General features: G+C 54.5%; 16 protein-coding genes. 7 read left to right on the top strand and 9 right to left on the bottom strand.

The window, feature by feature from the left end:
* Positions 1–458: 458 nt before the first annotated feature.
* The 4 genes from ACFFJP_RS16325 to ACFFJP_RS16310 are packed head-to-tail and all read left to right on the top strand — an operon-like array spanning position 459 to position 8,108.
* Positions 459–1,781, top strand: coding sequence for a tetratricopeptide repeat protein (locus tag ACFFJP_RS16325; protein ID WP_377246538.1), 1,323 nt, complete (start codon positions 459–461; stop codon positions 1,779–1,781).
* Positions 1,771–2,970 carry a FecR family protein gene (locus ACFFJP_RS16320; RefSeq protein ID WP_377246535.1) on the top strand — a complete coding sequence of 400 codons (1,200 nt, stop codon included), beginning with the start codon at positions 1,771–1,773 and terminating at the stop codon, positions 2,968–2,970. The genes ACFFJP_RS16325 and ACFFJP_RS16320 overlap by 11 nt, the downstream gene beginning before the upstream one ends.
* An 11-nt stretch (positions 2,971–2,981) precedes the next feature.
* A complete protein-coding gene (locus ACFFJP_RS16315) occupies positions 2,982–5,855 on the top strand; it encodes a cadherin-like domain-containing protein (RefSeq protein ID WP_377246532.1) in 2,874 nt (957 codons plus the stop codon).
* A 9-nt stretch (positions 5,856–5,864) separates the two neighbouring features.
* Complete coding sequence (locus ACFFJP_RS16310; RefSeq protein ID WP_377246529.1) at positions 5,865–8,108, top strand: CHASE2 domain-containing protein; 2,244 nt, start codon at positions 5,865–5,867, stop codon at positions 8,106–8,108.
* Between the two features lie 27 nt (positions 8,109–8,135).
* On the opposite strand, the gene ACFFJP_RS16305 is transcribed toward ACFFJP_RS16310, so the two are convergent.
* The 3 genes from ACFFJP_RS16305 to ACFFJP_RS16295 form a co-directional block, all read right to left on the bottom strand.
* Positions 8,136–8,666 carry a hypothetical protein gene (locus tag ACFFJP_RS16305; protein WP_377246526.1) on the bottom strand — a complete coding sequence of 177 codons (531 nt, stop codon included), beginning with the start codon at positions 8,664–8,666 and terminating at the stop codon, positions 8,136–8,138.
* Between the two features lie 107 nt (positions 8,667–8,773).
* On the bottom strand, positions 8,774–9,403 hold the full coding sequence (locus ACFFJP_RS16300) for a LysE family translocator (RefSeq protein WP_377246523.1): 630 nt from the start codon (positions 9,401–9,403) through the stop codon (positions 8,774–8,776).
* A 117-nt stretch (positions 9,404–9,520) separates the two neighbouring features.
* Entirely contained in the window at positions 9,521–10,864 is a 1,344-nt protein-coding gene (locus ACFFJP_RS16295) for an MATE family efflux transporter (RefSeq protein ID WP_377246520.1), read from the bottom strand.
* Positions 10,865–11,003: 139 nt separating this feature from the next.
* On the opposite strand from ACFFJP_RS16295, the gene ACFFJP_RS16290 reads away from it, so the two are divergent.
* Positions 11,004–11,651 carry an RDD family protein gene (locus tag ACFFJP_RS16290; protein ID WP_377246517.1) on the top strand — a complete coding sequence of 216 codons (648 nt, stop codon included), beginning with the start codon at positions 11,004–11,006 and terminating at the stop codon, positions 11,649–11,651.
* A 17-nt stretch (positions 11,652–11,668) separates the two neighbouring features.
* Here ACFFJP_RS16290 and ACFFJP_RS16285 read toward each other — a convergent pair whose 3' ends face one another.
* On the bottom strand, positions 11,669–12,016 hold the full coding sequence (locus ACFFJP_RS16285; protein WP_377246514.1) for an FKBP-type peptidyl-prolyl cis-trans isomerase: 348 nt from the start codon (positions 12,014–12,016) through the stop codon (positions 11,669–11,671).
* A gap of 151 nt (positions 12,017–12,167) precedes the next feature.
* Between ACFFJP_RS16285 and ACFFJP_RS16280 the strand changes: the two genes are divergently transcribed.
* On the top strand, positions 12,168–12,860 hold the full coding sequence (locus ACFFJP_RS16280) for an aspartate/glutamate racemase family protein (RefSeq protein ID WP_377246511.1): 693 nt from the start codon (positions 12,168–12,170) through the stop codon (positions 12,858–12,860).
* A 21-nt stretch (positions 12,861–12,881) separates the two neighbouring features.
* On the opposite strand, the gene ACFFJP_RS16275 is transcribed toward ACFFJP_RS16280, so the two are convergent.
* The 5 genes from ACFFJP_RS16275 to ACFFJP_RS16255 all read right to left on the bottom strand — a co-directional run bounded on the left by ACFFJP_RS16275 (position 12,882) and on the right by ACFFJP_RS16255 (position 16,731).
* Positions 12,882–13,430: a TlpA family protein disulfide reductase gene (locus ACFFJP_RS16275; protein ID WP_377246508.1), complete on the bottom strand. Its 549-nt coding sequence runs from the start codon at positions 13,428–13,430 to the stop codon at positions 12,882–12,884.
* A 98-nt stretch (positions 13,431–13,528) separates the two neighbouring features.
* Positions 13,529–14,566, bottom strand: a complete 1,038-nt coding sequence (locus ACFFJP_RS16270; RefSeq protein ID WP_377246505.1) for an alpha/beta hydrolase family protein — start codon at positions 14,564–14,566, stop codon at positions 13,529–13,531.
* Positions 14,567–14,644: 78 nt separating this feature from the next.
* Positions 14,645–15,901 (bottom strand): RNA polymerase sigma factor, encoded by a 1,257-nt coding sequence (locus ACFFJP_RS16265; RefSeq protein WP_377246503.1) that lies wholly within the window; start codon positions 15,899–15,901, stop codon positions 14,645–14,647.
* A gap of 30 nt (positions 15,902–15,931) precedes the next feature.
* A complete protein-coding gene (locus ACFFJP_RS16260) occupies positions 15,932–16,276 on the bottom strand; it encodes a YciI family protein (protein WP_377246500.1) in 345 nt (114 codons plus the stop codon).
* An 11-nt stretch (positions 16,277–16,287) separates the two neighbouring features.
* Positions 16,288–16,731, bottom strand: coding sequence for a YybH family protein (locus tag ACFFJP_RS16255; RefSeq protein ID WP_377246496.1), 444 nt, complete (start codon positions 16,729–16,731; stop codon positions 16,288–16,290).
* A gap of 210 nt (positions 16,732–16,941) precedes the next feature.
* On the opposite strand from ACFFJP_RS16255, the gene ACFFJP_RS16250 reads away from it, so the two are divergent.
* Complete coding sequence (locus tag ACFFJP_RS16250; protein WP_377246492.1) at positions 16,942–19,482, top strand: serine hydrolase; 2,541 nt, start codon at positions 16,942–16,944, stop codon at positions 19,480–19,482.
* The last annotated feature ends 147 nt before the right edge of the window (positions 19,483–19,629 follow it).

Here is a 19,629-nt window from a genome sequence, read left to right as displayed (position 1 = left end):
GACTAAATAAATTGACTATATAGTCACTCAACTGAAGATTTTATTCGTATCATGCGATACATCTTCAACGAGTGCCCACACAGATGATTGATTGCTAATTGTTAAAGAGCTGCCGTTTTACTTAACGGCGAAAGTCGTTGTTAATCAACCACTTTCAGAATCTTTGGCGTTTGACTTCTTCGTTTCCGAATCCGTCGTCGCTGTCGATGGAGCGCATTATAGAGAGATCAGAATCGATCACAAGATCTTTTTGACAGAATGATGATCGTTTGATGGTTTTTTCACCGAAACCGCGTTTTTTGCTGTTTTACTGTACGATCCTGAGCAATTAATGCCAGATCCGACAGGATCTTTATGGATCTCTGGGCAGCCGGAAAAATATCCGCGCTTAGTTTTCCCATCTGAAAGTTAATGTCTAGACTTCGAGAACCCCTCAGCTTTTTGCAAAAGCACTCATAATGACACTCACGCATCTGCAGCACCGGGTGGTTTGTTGGTTCGCGTTATTGATGTTACTTCCCGCGATGGCTCGGGCAAGTGCACCGGAATCGCTGGCTAAACTGGAAGCGTTACTGAAGCAACAGGATTATCGAGCCGCCTGGCTGCAGGCGACTGAACTGTTAACGTCGCAGGAAGGTGAACCCCGGTTCGACTATCTATATGCTTTGGCTGCACGCGGCACCGGTCATTTGCATCAGGCGGTGTTTGCACTGGAGCGGGCTTTGCAATCCGATCCACAATCACTGGACATCCGCCTCGCACTGGCAGTCAGCTATTTCGAACTCGGCAATTTACCCGCAGCACAACGTGAGCTCCAGCAACTAGACAAAACTGCCTTACCGGAAGATGCGAGCCGTCTGGTGCGTAACTATCTGCAACGAATCAATTCACAGCAAGATCCGTCACAAGGCTATTGGCAAAATTGGCTACAAATAAGTGCCGGTAATGACTCTAACCCTAATAGTGGTGTCGACGACGAGTTTGTGTTGATCCCTTTACTCGGTCAGGTCCGACTGTTTGAGCAAAGCCGCGAACACAGCAGCAGCTTTAACGAATTGCAGGCACAGCTGAACTGGATCCTGCCGCGTGACCAACATTCTGCATTCTATCTGTCAGCAGCCCTGCTACATGGTACATATAGTGAAGACGATGTGTTTTCACGAACCTACGCTAGTGCAGTCGCCGGCTATCAAACCCGCTGGCAAGGTTACCGCCTGCTGGCAGAGCTGTTTTACCGGCCGATCCGACTGGACGGTGACAGTTATCTGGATTATCAGGGAATCAAAACGACCATCAGCAGACCGATCAGCGCGACGACTGAGTTAGGTCTCGATCTGACCTATGCCCGGCAGAGCTATACAACCCTGCTCGCACTGGATAAAACACACCTGCTGGCCGAAAGCTGGCTCACCACTCGCAGTGGCAATGCTGAGCATAAATTTCACTTGCGCTGGGGCATGGACAACAGTGACACGCGCCGCACGGACTTCAACAGTCGCGACTATCTCGGATTAGGTTATCGCTGGCAACAAATGCTGAGCGACCAATGGCTCAGCAATCTATCGCTGGATTATCTCAGTGGCGCTTATGACGAACCGCACCCTCTGTTTGCAGAGTTACGCGACGACAGTTACTACAAAGCAGAGCTGGAACTGAGCTACACATTTAATAAGCAGTGGCGCCTGCTGGCCAATATCAGCCATCTGCGTAATGACAGTAATATAGCTATCTACCAATACCGTCGCAGCCGCGGCGGCATAGGAGTCCGTTATGCGTTCTAGGTCCAGCGGATATGCCCAAAACACCATCTTGATTCTGTTCATCACTACATTACTGGGGGTTACCAGCACTGCTCGCGCCGAAGAACAGGTGACCACAGCAGAACCTGCCGGCAAAACCATCATGGCCCGCGGTCGGGTCGACGCCAAAGCTGACTTGCAAATCAGGCCGTTGCAACGGCTGTCGCCGGTATATCCAATTGACGTGGTCAGTACCGGTACTGACAGCAGCAGTCAGTTACGAATGACCGATGGTGCACTACTATCGATGCAGGCGGACACCACATTAGCGATCAACAATTATCAGGTCGATCCGGGCAATGCCAGCAGTACCGTGACGATGGAGCTGCTAAAAGGTGGCCTGCGCACTATTACCGGAACCCTACCTAAAACCGGACAATCGTACGAGCTGAATACTCCGGTGGCCAGTATTGGCGTACGCGGTACACATTATGAAGCCAGACTGGAGCAGGGCGATCTGTATCTGGCAGGCTGGGACGGCATTATTGATATCAATGTCACGGTACCGGGTGCAAACCAGCGTTTTTCTTTAGGACCCACTGAGCCCTTCCGGTTTGCCATAGTACGAGCCGATGGGACGGTGGAATTTCTCATCCGTGCCCCCGCATTATTCGCCGTTGGACAAACTCTGACACTGGCCGGCGAACCCGAATATGCAGGTCAATTTGCATCGCCGCCTGACCGTGCTGATAACAGCAAGCCGTGGTCTGGCTCCGGGATATTGGCAGCTGATGCCAGCGGCCGGGATTTTTATAACAATGAGCAGGTCACCGCCGGCTGGGGCGTGCAACCAATGGACAGCATCAGCCGCAGTGGCACTGTGAGCTTCGACCACCTGAGCAGTCACAGTTTCATCAGCAGCGCAGGTCCTATGACCGATCTCAGCATGTCGATGCAAGTTGATTTCGATAGTGCCTGGGTGCCGGCCGGCCAATTGTCTTTTACCGATGCAGGCGGCGAATGGTTTGCGGTGTTCAGCGGCGTTTTTGGCAGCCAGTCACTGGATCTCAGTATTCATGCCGCCAGTCACGGCAATCAGCTGGCTGATGGCAGTATCAGCGGCCTGTTGATTAATAATGCCAGCGCCGTGCTGGGTAATCTGAGTTTGTATGAACTCGAGAATCCAACAATACGGCTCGATGGCGGTTTTGTGCTGACCGAACAGCCCTGAGGAGACGCACTATGCTGACCATCCATCGTGTGATCTGCCAGATACTTTGGGGTACCTTGCTATTCGCGGCCTCTGCGCAAGCCGCCGACAGCAGTGGCCGCTTTATTCAGCCAAAGCCTGCCAGTGCCATCGCCGGCGCGCTGCTGGTATCGGTACAGGCGCAAGACACCGACGGTCTTGCCAGAGTATTTATCCGTAATAATCAAAACCCGCACCAGCTCGAACTTTGTTCGGCAGTCCGCCCCTGCGCGGGCAATGACTTCAGCGTGACGCTTGGCAATGTCGATCCAGCTACATTTGGCGTAAGTCCCGGCTTATTACAACTACAACTATGGGTTACTGATAGCGGCGGCAACAGCAACGCGGTCGCCAGCGTCAGTGTCAACTGGCAGCCGCCGGGCGTTAGCAATCTGAAAGCGCAACGCAGTGCTGATGGTGTCACACTGAATATCAGCTGGGATCCGGCACCAGGGGTTCTGCGCTACAACCTTTATCTGGCGAGTGTCTCCGGTGTCAACCGCAGTAACTACCGGCAATTGCCGGATGGTCAGGCCCGACTGGCTGTCAAAGACCCGGCAGAAAAGTTCTCCGGCCTGAACCCTGCTAAAGCTTATTACTTGCTGGTCACAGCAATCAAAGGTAGTGGTGAGTCGATCCTCGCTGGCGAAATACTGATCCCGACACCACAAGCGCCAAACCAGCCACCGCAGGCCGTCGCAGACAACTACCGCACTATTGCCAATGTAGCTTTGCAAGTTGACGCAGCAAAGGGACTACTCGCCAATGACACGGATCCGGACAATGACGCACTACGCGCCAATCCTACGCCACTGACAGCGCCACAATCTGGCACCCTGACCTTGGCGACTGACGGCAGTTTCCGTTATGTGCCGAATCAGAACTTCAATGGCACCGACAATTTTGTCTATCAGGTGAGCGATGGTAAAGGTGGCAGCGCCCAGGCCACAGTCAGCATTGTGGTAACAGCGGCACCAAATAATCCCCCCGTGGCTGTGGCCGACAGTTACAGCGCGACCAGTAATCAAACCTTGCAGGTGTCTGCTGCACAAGGTGTGCTGAGTAACGACACCGATCCGGACAATGACGCTCTGACGGTGAATACCACCCCACTGACACCGCCGCAGTCCGGCACTCTGACATTGGCAGCAAATGGCAGTTTCAGTTATGTGCCGAACCAGAATTTCACCGGCACTGACAGTTTTACCTATCAGATCACTGACGGAAAAGGCGCGACGGCGCAAGCTACTGTCTCATTGCAGGTCAATCTGGCCATCACGAATATCACCGGCAATTCGCTTAACATGACCGGCGAGTTCCTGTATATCGGTCAGGGTGAAGATCCAGCCGGCAGTCAGATTGGTACCGGCCTGTACCGCATCGGCGACTGTATTCAACTGGTCGATACCCGCTGTTCGATGCAGGGGCGTTATGTCGAAGCCGCCCAAAGTGGCCACGTGCCGGGCCAGCAAGGTAATTATACCTTTGTGATGTCGTATCCGGGTGTGGCGGCGACTCCGGTGCTGGCGAGATCGGTCAGTGCCAACAGCAACAGCCTGCAATTTATTGCGACGGGCCAGGCGCGTTTTGAGCTGAGCTTGTTTCCAGACAGCGGCGGCAAATTCAGTGGCGTTTACCCTGCGACACCATTTAACGATTCATTAAATTTTGGTGCTTTTATTCAGGCTTCTGCCAGCTGTAGCGGCTTACCGGCTGGATTGCCCTGCAGTATCGGCCAGGTTGGCCGGGTGGCTGGTGCGCAAATCCAGGCGCCACTGGACCGATTGTCATTTACCATCCCGGGTTCGGCGCTGGACAATCCCGGACCTGTGCCGCCAACAGCCAATGCGGATCAGTATGTTGCCACCGCAGGGCAAACCCTGAACGTCGCTGCGCCCGGTGTACTGACGAACGACCTCGAAGCTAAAGCGTTGCGTCAGGGCAATCAATTAGCGATCCGGCACAGCCTGAACCCTGGATTAGGTTCGCTGGTCGGACTGTCGATCAATGAGTATCAGCAGGATTTATATCTATATCCGGCTTTTGCGGCTGCGGTTCAACTGATCGACCGGCTGGGTGTGAGCCAGGGCAGCCTGCCCATGCAGGGCGAACCCGCGAATGACGTCGATCTGGATATCACAGCGCAAGCCTTTGTGCTCAAAGACAGCCAAATTCCGCAGGGCAGCCTGCTGATTTTTAATGGTGAAACCAATGCAACTGAGATTTATGCGGTCAACCCGGCCACAGGTGCCCTGCTGGCTCGGCTTGATACCTCGTTTGGCGCCAGCCATGTCGTCGGCGGTGCTTATAATCCGGTGAGCCGCACTTTATGGTTGTTGCAGGACAATGTGCCGGCGGCCGGCGTCGGCAATGTGGTGGCGCAAATCGATCCGATCACGGGTCAGGTACTGAGTAGTTTTAATCTGCTCACTGCACAACATTCTTACGGCGTCAGCTTCGGCGATCTGCACATCAACCCTAATAACGGCAATATTCTACTGGTCAGCAGTATTCAGTCAGCCATGGCTGAATTTGACCGCACAGGTAAGCTATTGCGATTGTTGCAGTTACCGGCTGGAATTAGCAGCATCAGCGGGTTGGCGATCAGTGCTGATGGCGCAAGGCTTTGGCTCGCATCCACCAATGGCGAAGTTCATGAATTGGGATTCGCCAATCAGGGCGTGGTGCCAACGCTGACAGTTGCACTGCTGAGCGGCCCGGCCAATGGTAGTGTGATCCTGCGACCCGACGGCAGTTTCAGCTATACACCGAATGGCGGGTTCAGCGGACAGGATAGTTTCACTTATCAGCTGAGCGGCGCTTTTGGCGGTATCAGCCAAAATACAGTGGTGATTAATGTGCAATAAAGGCAGGCGATGACCAGACTTCAGCTCACCAGATGGCTGGTCAGGCAATCCATTCCGCTATTTATCTTTGCCGGGGTGTTGCTGTTGCAATGGTCAGCACCATCCGGTCTTGCACGCAGTCTGCAGCGGCTTGAAGGTCTGCTGTACGATGCCAAAGTGCAGTATCTGCCGCCCTGGCCGCGCAGTGTCAGTAACATTCAGATTGTCGATCTTGATGAAGCCAGCCTGCACGAAATCGGCCGGATGCCTTGGGATCGCCAGCATTTTGTCAAGCTGAGCGACGCCCTGGCCAAAGCCGGCGCGGTACTGGTGGTGTATGACGTGCTGTTTTCTGAGCCGCAAGCCAATGCTGCACTGCTCGCGCTGCAAAGCTGGACCCGGCAAACCACCTTGCCCGATGCACAACGCCAGGATCTGCTCGAACATGCCAGTCAACTCGACCCCGATGCGCGCTTTGCTAACACCTTGCGTACCACCGAAGTCGTTCTGGCCAACCTACTGCACCGCCACGGCAACCTTCGCACCGGGCAGCTCAGTCCGGCGATGTTTAGCGTTGCGCAGCAACGTCCTGTCGGCGCGACAGCGTTTGAACCATTTAGCGGTTTCGCAGCACCGATTGCGCCTTTGGCCGCTGCAGTACGCGGTCAGGGTTTTATCAATGCCGAAGAAGACGCCGACGGTTTTGTCCGCCGGGTAGCTCTGTTGCATCAGTTGGATCAACAGTTGTATCCGTCATTGGCCCTCGAAGCATTCCGGGTATACAGCCTGCTGGATCAGGTGCAGCCACGCTGGCTGCAGCACAATGGCGGGGCCTATTTACAAGGCGTGCAAATCGGCAGCAGCCTGGTCCGTACCGACCAACAAGGCCGGATCCTCATCCCGTACCGTGGCGGCGCCCGGCATTATCCCTACACTTCTGCCGCCGATGTATTGGCAGGTCGGATCAAAGATCAACGTTTTGATCAGGCGGTGGTGTTTGTCGGCACTTCGGCGACTGGTCTGGCTGATCTGCAGGCGACCCCGACCGCACTGAACTTTCCCGGTGTTGAGATCCACGCCACAGTATTTGATGGTTTGATGGCGCCACAAACCTTGCCGTACCGGCCGGACTGGTGGGCCGGCGCAACATTGCTGCAATTGCTGCTAGCCGGCCTGTTGTGCCTTTGGCTATTTCCAAAACTGGGCCCACTCGGTAGCGCAGCGACTACATTGTCCTTACTGCTGTTGTCGATCAGTCTGAACCTGTGGTTATGGCGCACGCAGATGTTGGACTTGCCGTTGTTGTCGCCATTGCTGTTAGTCAGCTTGCTGTCGGTCTATTTCATCAGTTACGGCTTTGTCAGTGAGACCAGACGACGCAAACAAATCAATGCCGTGTTTGATCAGTATCTGCCACCGGCCCATATTCAGCGCCTGCTTGCCGATCCAGCCTCTGTCAGTCTGGCCGGGGAGAAAAAGCAGTTAACAGTGCTGTTTTGTGACATTCGCGGCTTTACCACGATTTCCGAGCAGATGTCAGCGCAGCAGCTAAAACTCTGGCTGAATCAATACTTCAACGCGCTGACCCGTGCTATTCAGCAGCATGACGGCACCATCGATAAATATGTCGGTGATATGGTGATGGCATTTTGGGGGGCACCACTGGCCGAACAGGCACATGCCCGCAAAGCGCTGACGGCGGCTTTTGCCATGCTAAAAGCACTGGAAGCGCTGAACCGTAGTTTTCAGGCCGCCGGCCAACCTGTGGCGCGGATTGGCATCGGTATAAATAGTGGTGAAATGAATGTCGGTGATATGGGTTCCGATTTTCGCCGCAGTTACACCGTGATCGGTGATGCGGTTAATCTGGGTTCCCGCCTGGAAGGGTTGACCAAATTTTATGGCGTACCGCTGCTGGTCAGTGAATTTACCAAGGCTGAAGCGCCTGAGTTTGATTATCTGCTGGTTGATAAAGTCCGGGTAAAAGGCAAACGGATCCCGATCCGGATTTATCTGCCACTCGAGCCAGATCTGGCACCCGCACAGCGCAGTCAGTGCCAGTTGCTGCAACAAGCACTGGATGCTTACTTCCACCGGGATTTTAGCGCTGCGCAACTGCTGTTACAGGATCTTCACCCGCAGATTTGCCGGCCTCAGGACAGTTATCCGTCACTGGATCTGGCACCTCTTATCAACTTGTACCTGCAACGCATCAGCGTTTTTAACCACGAGCCGCCGCCCCCAGATTGGGATGGCAGCCATCTGCATTCCTGAACATAACCAAACCGCCGGGAGCGGTTTTTAACAACGCACAGCGTTGGCCGGAAGGTGAGTACCATGGATGGCAGCGCATAAAAAACCGCCGGGAGCGGTTTTTAACAACGCATCGCGTTGGCCTGAAAGGTAAGCGCCATGGATGGCAGCGCATAAAAAACCGCCGGGAGCGGTTTTTAACAACGCATCGCGTTGGCCTGAAAGGTAAGCGCCATGGATGGCAGCGCATAAAAAACCGCCGGGAGCGGTTTTTAACAACGCATCGCGTTGGCCTGAAAGGTAAGCGCCATGGATGGCAGCGCATAAAAAACCGCCGGGAGCGGTTTTTAACAACGCACAGCGTTGGCCTGAAAGGTAAGCGCCATGGATGGCAGCGCATAAAAAACCGCCGGGAGCGGTTTTTAACAACGCACAGCGTTGGCCTGAAAGGTAAGCGCCATGGATGGCAGCGCATAAAAAACCGCCGGGAGCGGTTTTTAACAACGCATCGCGTTGGCCTGAAAGGTAAGCGCCATGGATGGCAGCGCATAAAAAACCGCCGGGAGCGGTTTTTAACAACGCATCGCGTTGGCCTGAAAGGTAAGCGCCATGGATGGCAGCGCATAAAAAAGCCCCCGCAACTTTTCAGGATACCGTGCGGGGGCCAAGGCTAAACATGTAATTGATTAAACAGGCAAAGGGGTCCAGCACAAACTCAGCCCCACCAATGCCAACAACAGCGCCTGCGCTTGCCCGAGCTGCCGCCGCACTTGCGGTTTTGGTGTGGTGCCTACTCCCCAGCGCACCAGACTGAGCCACAGCGAATGTGCCAGCACCGAACAACTGACAAAAATCAGCGATAAGGCAGCAAACTGCGGGGCGGCGGGTGCAGTCACATCGATAAATTGCGGAAACAATGCACTGATAAATAACCAGGCTTTTGGATTGGTCAGTGCCACTCCGACACCACGGCCAAACCAGCCGGTATTGGCCGGTTGTGGCATCCGTTGCGCAGCAGCCACTGTTGTGGCTTTGGCCTGCTGCCATTGCAACCAAGCTAGGTAGAGTAGATAAGCAGCACCACAGATTTTTAACACACTGAATGCCAGCGCCGACTGCAACAACAGCAGGCTCACTCCGCCAAATGCCAGCAACGATACCAACAGCAGACCACAGGCATTGCCAAGCGCGCCGGCAAAGGCGGGTTTGCTGCCGGACGTCAGCGCATTTTGCATGGTAAACAACACCGCTGGGCCCGGCGTCAACGTGGCAACCAGCGCCACGGCAGTAAAACTAAGCAATTGTTCCGGCGACATCAGATCTCTGCCTGTGCTTATCAAAGTGCGGCGATTGTAGAACAGCCGCCAGTCCACCACGAGTCTCGCCCGGTAATCAGATTGTTTCCTGAATCAGTCAGGCGAAATCAGCAGGCATCAAACTGCAGTCTGATGCATCTTCTTCAACTGCCATTGCAACAAACTAAAACTGAGCACCCCCTGCACCAGCACACTGAGCGCAGAACACCACCAAACCTGAGTTGGCGTAAACGCCGGTTGTTGGCTAAGCCACAACACCGGCCCGACAAACAACCCTAACCTGACAGCAGAGCTCAGCAACGACGGCCAGGTATTACCGAGTGCCTGAAACATGCCAGAGCAAGTCAGCACCACGGCCGAGGTCAGATAATTCCACGAGATAATTTTGATAAAAACGACGCCGGCCAGCACGACTGCGGCGTCCTGAGTGAACCAGCGCATCAGGGTTTCAGCTTCCAGCTGACTGAACAGAAAAATCAATAACATCAGACCGACACTGAGCAGCAGCGCCGCCCGCATCGTCTGGTGCACCCGCCCCAACAACCCGGCTCCGAGGTTTTGCCCGGCGATTGCAGGTATGGCAAAAGATAAAGCAACCACTGGCAATGACACCGCCTGAATGATCCGCATGCCAATACCAAAGGCTGCCTGCACATCAGTGCCCAGATCACGGATCACCCAATAGACAAAAGCGGTGAATAAAAACATCAGTGCATATTCACCACCTGCCGGCAAACCGATGGCCAGCAAGCGGCGCCATACCGGCAATTGCAGTGACCAACCGGCACTGGTATCCAATACCTGATGCTGACAGCGGCGGAAGTATTGCCACAACAGCACCACGCCGACGAAAGACGACAGTGTGCTGGCCAGTCCTGCACCGGCCACACCTAACGCCCAGCCTGTGCCCCAGCCGGAGATCAGCACTGGCGCCAGAATTAAATTCAGCAATACCGTCAGCAGCTGGACCACCATCGCTGGTTTCACTACGCCAACAGCCCGCAGCGCTGAGCCTATCGCGGTCGAGACAAATGCCAGCGCCAGACCTGGCAGATACCATTGTAAAAACTCAGCGCCAGCTTGGCGCACTGCTGGATCCGTGCTGACTGTTTGCAGGTAAAAATCCTGCAATAAAACACCTGCCAGCAGGGTCAGTGCGGTCAGTGAACCCGCCAATAACATCGACTGACGGAATACCTGATTCGCATAACTGTGGTCGCTGGCGCCGGTGGCGCGCGCAATCAGACTGACAGTGCCGACACTGAGCATCTGCGTCAGCGCCAATACCAGAAACATCAGCGCTGAACCGGCTCCGACTGCCGCGACAGCTGCAGGGCCGATACTGGCAACAAAATACATATCGACAAATAAATACAAGCCCTGCACCAGCATGCCGATCATCATCGGCGTGGCCATATTGATTAAATGCCGGGGTACAGAGCCCTGAGTTAAATCAGTCATGTTGAATGTCCTTGGAATCAGCGGCTTAGTATGCCGTATGCAGCGCAACACTGCATCTGCCGCGCTGTAACAGGAAATGATTGTCAGCTTGTGCAAAGCCCGATACATTCAGCGCAAACACGGGATCAGGAGTTGTAACGTGAACAAGGAAGAAACCACTATACCTTTAGATCAACAGCAGGATGTTGCAGAAACTGCGCAACCGCACGCTGCTGCAGTATCATCGGTCGATACGCCTGCGAATGTGCGGCTCGCCGGTCAGCCCGCCAGTCGGAAAGATCGCTTTTTGGGCTGGCTGATTGATTTGGTATTACAGGTGTTGGCTTCGGCACCGTTCTTTTGGTACATGGGCTTAGAAGCCTTTCAGAATCCGACGCCGGCACTAATGCTGGCCAATTCAGCCAACGCGATTCTGGTATATCTGGCGTTGCATGGTTACTTACTACATAAGTATGGCCAGACTATCGGCAAAGCCGAGTTCGGCATGCGGATTGAGATGTTAAACGGAGAAAAAGCCAACCTGCAGCATATTGTTTTGTGGCGTTATCTGCCGGTGATCTTAATGTCTTTTGTGCCGGTGATTGGCCAGTGGCTGACCGGACTGCTCGACCCGCTGCTGATTTTTCGCAAAGACCGGCGTTGTCTGCATGACCACATTGCCGGTACTCAGGTGAATTATTGCTATCGTGGCGAGGAGCTGCTCACGGAAACTGCAACGGTGGCAGAGCCTACCGAAGCTTCACCTGCAGCGACCGCGACCACCGCCGAAACTGAGCAGCAACGATAAGCCCTGGCGCAGCCGGTTTAGTCGTCCCGGTTCAGCGCTTCGAGCAGTTCGATGACAAAAGTCAGGTCGGAATTGGGCGGGATCATAGTACCGATTTGCCGCTCGCCGTAGGCCAGCGCGGCAGGTACCTGTAATTTACGGGTGCCACCGACTTGCATGCCAATCAATCCCTGCACCCAGCCCTGGATCACGCGGTTTTTACTCAGCACAGTTTCAAACGGCGCACTATGCCGGTACGACGAATCAAACTCAGTGCCGTCCGCCAGATACCCGCGATAATGCGCTTTGATCAGCGCGCCACCTTTTTTCACTGTGTTGCCGGAACCTGGGATCAGGTCTTCAATGATGAGTTCTGTCAGCGCCATGGTTAATCCACCTTCCAGCCAAATAGCGGCAGTATATCGTAAAGCCGGCGGTGTTCGGGGCTGCGCACACCACTTGTTACAAGCTGCACTGTGACAAGGTGGATTTGCTGTGATACCAATAATGCCAATTCAACTCAATCATGGTGTGTAGATGAAAACCCTCGGACTGATTGGCGGCATGAGCTGGGAATCGACAGTGCCGTATTACCGGCTGATTAATCAACAGGTAAACCAGCGACTCGGCGGTTTGCATAGCGCGCGGATAATAATGTACAGCGTTGATTTTCAACAAATTGAAGCCTTACAACGCAGTGGCGACTGGCCACAGGCCGGACGGATGCTGGCGGAAGCTGCACAGGCATTACATCGTGCTGGCGCTGAAGGTCTGGTGCTCTGTACCAATACCATGCACAAAGTTGCAGCGGCGATCACCGCGGCCACGCCTTTACCGCTCATCCATATCGCCGATGCGACCGCGCAACAAATCCGCCAGCAGGGCCTGCGGCGCATCGGTCTATTGGGCACCCGTTTTACGATGGAACAGGACTTTTACAAAGCACGTCTGGCGGAGCAAGGTATCGACGTGTTGATTCCGGATCAGGCCGGGCGCGATCTGGTACATCAGGTGATTTACGAAGAACTTTGTCTTGGCCAGATCAACGCGAATTCACGTCTTGCTTATCAGCGCATTATTGCGGACTTAGTCGCAGCCGGCGCTGAAGGTGTGATTCTGGGATGCACCGAGATTGGCTTGTTAGTTCAACCTGAAGATGCGGCAGTGCCATTATTTGACACCACCGCCATCCATGCCCGCACTGCGGCGGACTGGATGTTGAGCGATTAACTGAAAAGGCCAGACGTGACTTTACCAGTGCAGCTGCGCAATAGCATCCGGCACTTCGCCGAGCAGCACCTGTTGGATGGTGCCGTCCGCTGCCACCGTTACCAATTGCGGAATCCCTTTGCTGGCGACTTTGGCATAAAGCGCACGGTCCGGATCGGCAACTAACGCAAAGTTCAGCTTATAGTCGCTGCTAAACTTCTGTAGCGCCGGAATTTGTTCTTGCCGGCCAATACCGATGATTTGCAGGTCTTGCTGACGCACCAGATCTGACGCCATCAGCTGGGTCATCGCGCGCTGCGAGTCATGGCACCAGGTGGCAAAAAACACCAGCAGCTGGCGTTTGCCCGGCTCCAATTTCACGTCATGACCGTCGATAGTACGCAGAGTCTGCCATGGCAGTTGTGCACCAGTGTGAATAGCGAATTCAGCAACAGGAACAGCGACGGCAGCTGCCGGTTGTACTGTTGCAGCAGCTTGCGCTGCAACCGGCGTCGGCGTCTGACTACAAGCGCTGAGGCTCAGCATCACACTGCAGACAATCCCGACCCTGCTTATTCCCGCTTTACGCATACTCAACTCCGTTCTGTTTTTGCATGATGATGAAAAACCATCTTAAGGCTAAGCCATTATAAAAGCTTCGAAAATCTGCTAGCCGAGAACGTTTTGATTTAGCGCAGCTGTTGGCGGATAAACTGGTCCATCTGCTCTCGCAATTCCGGCATTTGCTTTTGCAAACTGTGGTCGCCGCCTGGCACTATCACCAGCTCGTGCGGTTGTTTACGTGCGCTGAGCAGCTGTGCAATCTTATGCGCATTGCTGACATCAACCTGCTTGTCTTGATCACCATGCACGATCATCACCGGCAAATCAGCGCGGATTTGTGGCAGGAAAAAACTAACGGAGCGTTGCTGTAAAGCGGCAGTTTTGTTATTGGCATAATCCGGAATACGCGCCTTGAATACATTTTCCATCTCAGGGCGAAATTGCAACAAGGCCTCTGAATCGGTCACGCCGGCAACAATCACCAGTGCATCCAGTTCCGGCCATTGCTTGGCAGCCAGCCAGGTCTGCATACCACCCCGGCTGTGTCCCATCATAGCGACATGTTCAGGATTCGCCGCCGGCACCTGTGTCAGCAGCGATTTAAATGCCAGCACATCGGCCACTTCGGCGCCACCAAATTCGTCTTTACCGATTTGTTCCGGCGGTAAATTCAACTGGTTATGCTCACCGCGGTAGTTACTGGCGAACACCACATAACCTTGCGCCGCCAGTGACATCAGCTGGCTCATGACATTCATAAAAACCAACGAACCGGTTTTGCCATTGCCACCGCGGTTATACACCAGCACCGGCAGTGATTTGGCTGGCGCCGCTTTTGGCAGGACTAAATACCCTTTAGTTTTCACTCCACCAACATCATAAACAAATAATTCGCAGTGCAGCTGTTGCTGAAATTGCTCAAATACGGCACGTGGTATCGACTTATGCATCATCGCACCGACATTCGGGTTGTTTGGATACATGCGCTTTAACATACTGACGAAACCGTCATAACTGCTGAACTGCCCGGAAAAACAATCCTTAGAATTGGTCATCAGTGGCTGAAAAGGTGTTGTGGTCGCTGGTGTGGCGGCCTGCGCCATGCCTGCGGACAACACAAAAACGGCGGGGCAAACAAAAGACAATAATTTCTTTAACTTCATCAGGATAACTCCATTTCCCATCGGTGAATGGCAATAAAGTAACAGGGAATCCCGCGATGATGAAGTGATTCATTCACGTTAATTAAACATTTTCAGCATTTTTTGCAAAAATCGTTGCTCTGCGGCCTGACTGGTTTTCGCCAGCGCCTGCTGATAATAGTGCCGGGCCAGCTCTCCCTGCTGCAGTTGCCGGTAACAGTCTGCCAGCGCCGCATCCAGCAGATGATAACTACTTAGCGAGCCTTGTTGTTCCAGCGCCTGCAACAACGGCAATGCGGCGGCCGCGCCGTCGCGTTGGCCAATGGCGACTGCACGGTTTAATGCGACTACCGGGCCAGGTTCCAGCCGCAGCAACACATCATACAGCGCGACGATTTGCGCCCAGTCAGTCTCTGCAGCGGCCGGGCTTTCGGCGTGAAGTGCCGCAATGGCCGCCTGCAGCGCATAAGGACCAAAGCGAGGCCCTGACAATGACTGTTCGGTAAGCCGGACACCTTCCTCAATCAGCTGCGGGTCCCACAGCGCCCGGTTTTGCTCCGCCAACACAACCAGATCGCCGGCGGCATCCAGTCTTGCCGCACGCCGGCTTTCCTGCAGCAACAACAGCGCCAGCAGCGCTTTGATTTCACTATCATCAGGCAATAGCTGTTGTAACAGCCGGGCAAGCCGGATGGCCTGCGCCGACAGTTCCGCACACAGCAGTTTGTCACCGCTGCTTTGGCTATAGCCTTCGTTAAACAGCAGATAAATAACTTTGAGCACGGTATCGAGCCGCTCCGGCAACTGAGCGGCTTGCGGCACTTCATATGGAATGGCGGCGTCACGGATCTTTTGTTTAGCCCGCACGATGCGCTGCGCAATAGTGACCGGGCTTTGCAAAAAGGCGCGGGCGATCTGTTCAGTCGTCAGGCCACACACTTCGCGCAGCGTCAGCGCGAGCCGTGCTTCCGGCGATAACGCCGGGTGGCAACAGATAAAAATTAGCCGCAGCTCATCATCTTGCAGCAGCGCCGGCTCGTCCGGCCGCTCAGTTTCATTCACCAGGCCAGCGTCTTCGCCTTGCTCCAGTAACCAGGCTGCTGCCGTCGCATATTGACGTTGTTGGCTGCGCAATTTATCGATGGTTTTAAAGCGGCCTGCTGAAACCAGCCAGCTCAGCGGATTGTCCGGCAGCCCTTGCTCTGGCCATTGCTGCAAGGCCGCCGCAAATGCTTCCTGTAAGCCGTCTTCAGCCAGACTGAAATCGCCAAGCAAGCGGATTAAAGTCGCCAGCACCCGGCGCGAATGCTGCTGATACAATGCAGCAATGGCTGCCGGCGTTACTGCGGTAGTCATTAGCTCACACCTGTGGCGACCGCTGCCACTTCAGACATCCAGCTCACGCACCGGCCGCACTTCCACTGAGCCGACCCGCGCCGCCGGAATACCGGCCGCAAGCATGATGGCCTCGTTTAAATCCCGCGCTTCAACCAGATAAAAACCAGCTAACTGTTCTTTGGTTTCAGCAAAAGGGCCATCGGTTAACAAGGTTTTACCGGCACGCACCCGCACTGTGGTGGCACTGGCCACTGGCTGCAGCGCCTCAGCCGCCAGCATGCGGCCACTTTGCTGTACCGAAGCGGCATAAGCAAAACACTCAGGATCCTTTGGGCTTTCCGGCAGTGAATGCAGCAGTTTTTCGTCGCTGTAGACCAGACATAAATATTTCATCGCTATGTTCCTCAGGCGGCGTCAGGCTGCAGATCAAACAACGCGGCCCCAGTTACCATATCAAAAGGTGCAGAAAAATGGTCGTGGAATATCCGCCATTGGCCCTGTTGTTGCTGCCAGCCCTGCGTCACGCGCATCCAGCAGCCCTGCACTTCGCCTTTGTCATTGACCCCGGCGCAATATAACAACGCATACATGATGGCCAGGTCGGCACTGTGACGGATCTGAATATCTTTCAAGTCAAAAGCGAGATGATTCGGGCACATCTCCAGGCATTGTTGCCAGTGAGCAAGATAGTCGGCCTGGCGAAACTGCAGCTGCTTGACCGCATCAAAGGCCCGCACATCTTCCGTATAATGACTGCAGATCGCCGCAAAATCGCTGCGTTTTATTGCCTGCAACCATTGGTCGATCTGATTGTGTAGTTGAGACAAAGTCGGGTTGGTCTGTGACATAGGTTCGCTCCCTGGCGTTTGCTTAAAGTGACGCAACTGGTCGGTTGCCACCCAACCGATTCGACAGCCAGCCGGCAATTTTTTACTGATCAGACCTTTTAACTCTTTGTGCTCTTTTCTTACAAAGGCTGACAGATCCGCAGCAAAGCCACGACAGTTATCCGCCAGGACCTTCCCTACACTGCTGCCATCTGAACCGGAGGACTTCTGATGAAAAGACGGCAACTGTATCCATCCACACTCGCGTGTTGTTTGCTGCTGAGCCTGAGCGGCTGCAATGATGACGTGAGAGCGGCAATCAACCCAAACAAAGCTACTGTGCAGGGTATCTGGCAAAAAACCGGTTATGGCACCGTCTGGCAACTGGAGAAAAACCGGCTGCAAATTTTTAATCTGAACAAATTTGGTTGTGTGCGCCAGGCCGAACATCCGGCTGCAGAGGTTCAGGCGCTGACACCGCAGCTGCAGTTAAGCGCGGATGGCAATGACCTTAGCCTGGCGCAGGACCCTGGCCTGTTTGGACAATTCCAGCGTCTGACGCAACTGCCAGCCAGTTGTCAGCAGCCAATGAATGGCGAGCAGGACAGCGCAAAAAACTTCGAATTTTTCTGGCAGGACATCCAACAATATTACGCCTTCACGGCAGAGCGTCAGCTCAACTGGGAACAGTTATACCGCGACTATCAGCCGAAATTTGCCAATGCCAGCGCTGAACAGCAGCAACAGTATTATCAGGAAATCATTGCCCGGTTTGGCGATGCACATCTGGTACTGAGCAGTCCGGATCTGCCGGCGATTCAAGGCTACGCAAAGCGTGGCCTGTTCGCGCAGGTCGAAGCCGATGGTGCTGCCGGCGACAGCGAAAGCCTGTTCAGTCAGCTGGATTTGTATCATCAGTTGCTGCAACAGCAGACTGATGCGCTATTACTGGCACCGGGCTTACAACAGACAAAGGCCAGCGCCACTCTGCAATATGGCATGTTGCCAGGTGGGATCGGTTATCTGCGGCTGAACCAGCTGTCGGCACTGAGCCAGCCGGACCCGACATCAACCGCGCCCAGCGTCTGGCTGCAATTTGCCAACGACGATATCAACACAGCGGCAGCGGCAATGCAGGAGCTGCAACCCTGGCTGGCACAAACCAAAGGTCTGGTGCTTGACCTGCGCTTTAATCAGGGCGGTTTTGATGCCGTCGCGCTCAAGATTGCCAGCCAGTTTAACGCCGAAACCAGACTGATCGGCAGCAAAGGCTTGCGCAGCGGTAGCCAGCACCAAATCAAACTGCCGGCCTCGAATACACCTTATCTGAAACCGTTACAGGTCCTGGCCGGGGGCTCCACCGTCAGTGCCGGCGAAGTGATGACGCTGGCGCTACAAAGTCTGCCGCAGGCCACTATTGTCGGTGAGCCAACGCACGGTTCGTTATCCGACGCACTGATGCATCAGCTGCCAAATGGCTGGACGCTGACGCTCAGTAATGAGCGCTATCAGGACCCGACTGGACAATTGCTGGAAGTCCAGGGTGTACTACCCGATGTACCGGCCTATCCATATCTGAGCCTTGATCTGCCGCTACAAAGTGTCTCAGCCTTAGACCGGGCGCTACAATTGTTGCAGGCACCGGCGGCACATTCAGCGCCGGCGAGCGAAGTGCAAAATGCGATGCGCCAGTTCCGCCAGCAGTTTAACCAACCTGGCCTTGCCGCAGCCGTCGTGCGTAAAGGCCAAGTGGTTGCCACCTTTGCCGAGGGTCTGGCAAATATTGAGACCAACACCGCCATGACCGCCGATACTCCAACACTGGTCGCCTCAATCAGTAAAACCTTGCTCGGAACTGCCATCGGCAAACTGAATATTGCCGTCAACAACCCATTGCCTGCGTTGCCGTTTTTGCTGCAACGGCCAGATGGCCAGAGCTTAAACCCAAACTGGCTGCAGTTGGCTCAGCATCAATCCGGCATCATCGATCAGGACAGTACTTTGTTTTGCGCCATCTACAGCACGGACGACGGGGTTTCTTTGCTCGATCAATTACGTGACACCAACCAGTGCGGCACGCCGGAACCTTCACATCAACGCTTCCTGGCCAGTTATCTGCAATCTGGCGGCACTTGGTATCAGAGCGCAAACTTCGCTGCCGCCGGTGTGGAGAGCTACAGTAACGTCGGTGCGGAACTGGCCAGCGTGGCGCTGGAACAACTGACCGCCGAGCCGTTTGCACAGTGGTCAGCACGCGAAATCCTGACGCCGCTGCAACTGCACAATACCTTTTGGCCAGAGCAAGATTTCCGCAACGCTGCAACTTTGTACCTACCGACACCGGAAGGTGAACTGATGCCGCTGCCGCGTTATGCCTCCTCCGATTATTACGCCGGTATGCTGCACAGTTCGGCGCGGGATCTGGCGACTTATCTGGCAGCTATCGCCAGCGAAACTCCGGCGCAGACGTTGCCAGGCCTGAGCAAAGTCCGTCGTCAACAAATGCTCGGCTGGGACCAGCCCTATGCGCCAGGCCAGGATTTTCCGGGCTGGTTCTGGCAACGCAGTGGCGACTATGTGGGTCACAATGGGTTGTTTGTTGGCGCCAGCAGCATGATGTATTACAACAAAGCGACTGAAACCGGTTTTGTCCTGTTACTCAACGGCGACGGTCAGTATTGGCTGGCACCCGATGAGACTAAATCCCAGGCCTGGCAACAGGCAATGTTGCAGATGGCGGCCAAACTGTACCGGCATGGTTTAAGTCTGTAAGCGCTAAAAGCGCCCTGCCTGTGGCAGGGCCTTTTGTGTTGTAAGCAGGCCGTGTTGATGCTGCGACGCCATGAAATAGATTTTTTACAGCGGCTGGATCTGAAACACCAGCAACGGCATCAGGACCGTTTTGCCGCTTGAAAATAA

Origin of the sequence: Rheinheimera tilapiae, assembly GCF_042432165.1 — a bacterium.
In the GTDB taxonomy this organism is placed as follows: Bacteria; Pseudomonadota; Gammaproteobacteria; order Enterobacterales; family Alteromonadaceae; genus Pararheinheimera; species Pararheinheimera tilapiae.
Note: the sequence above shows the minus strand (reverse complement) of the source record. Positions and strands in the feature narration are given on the sequence as shown.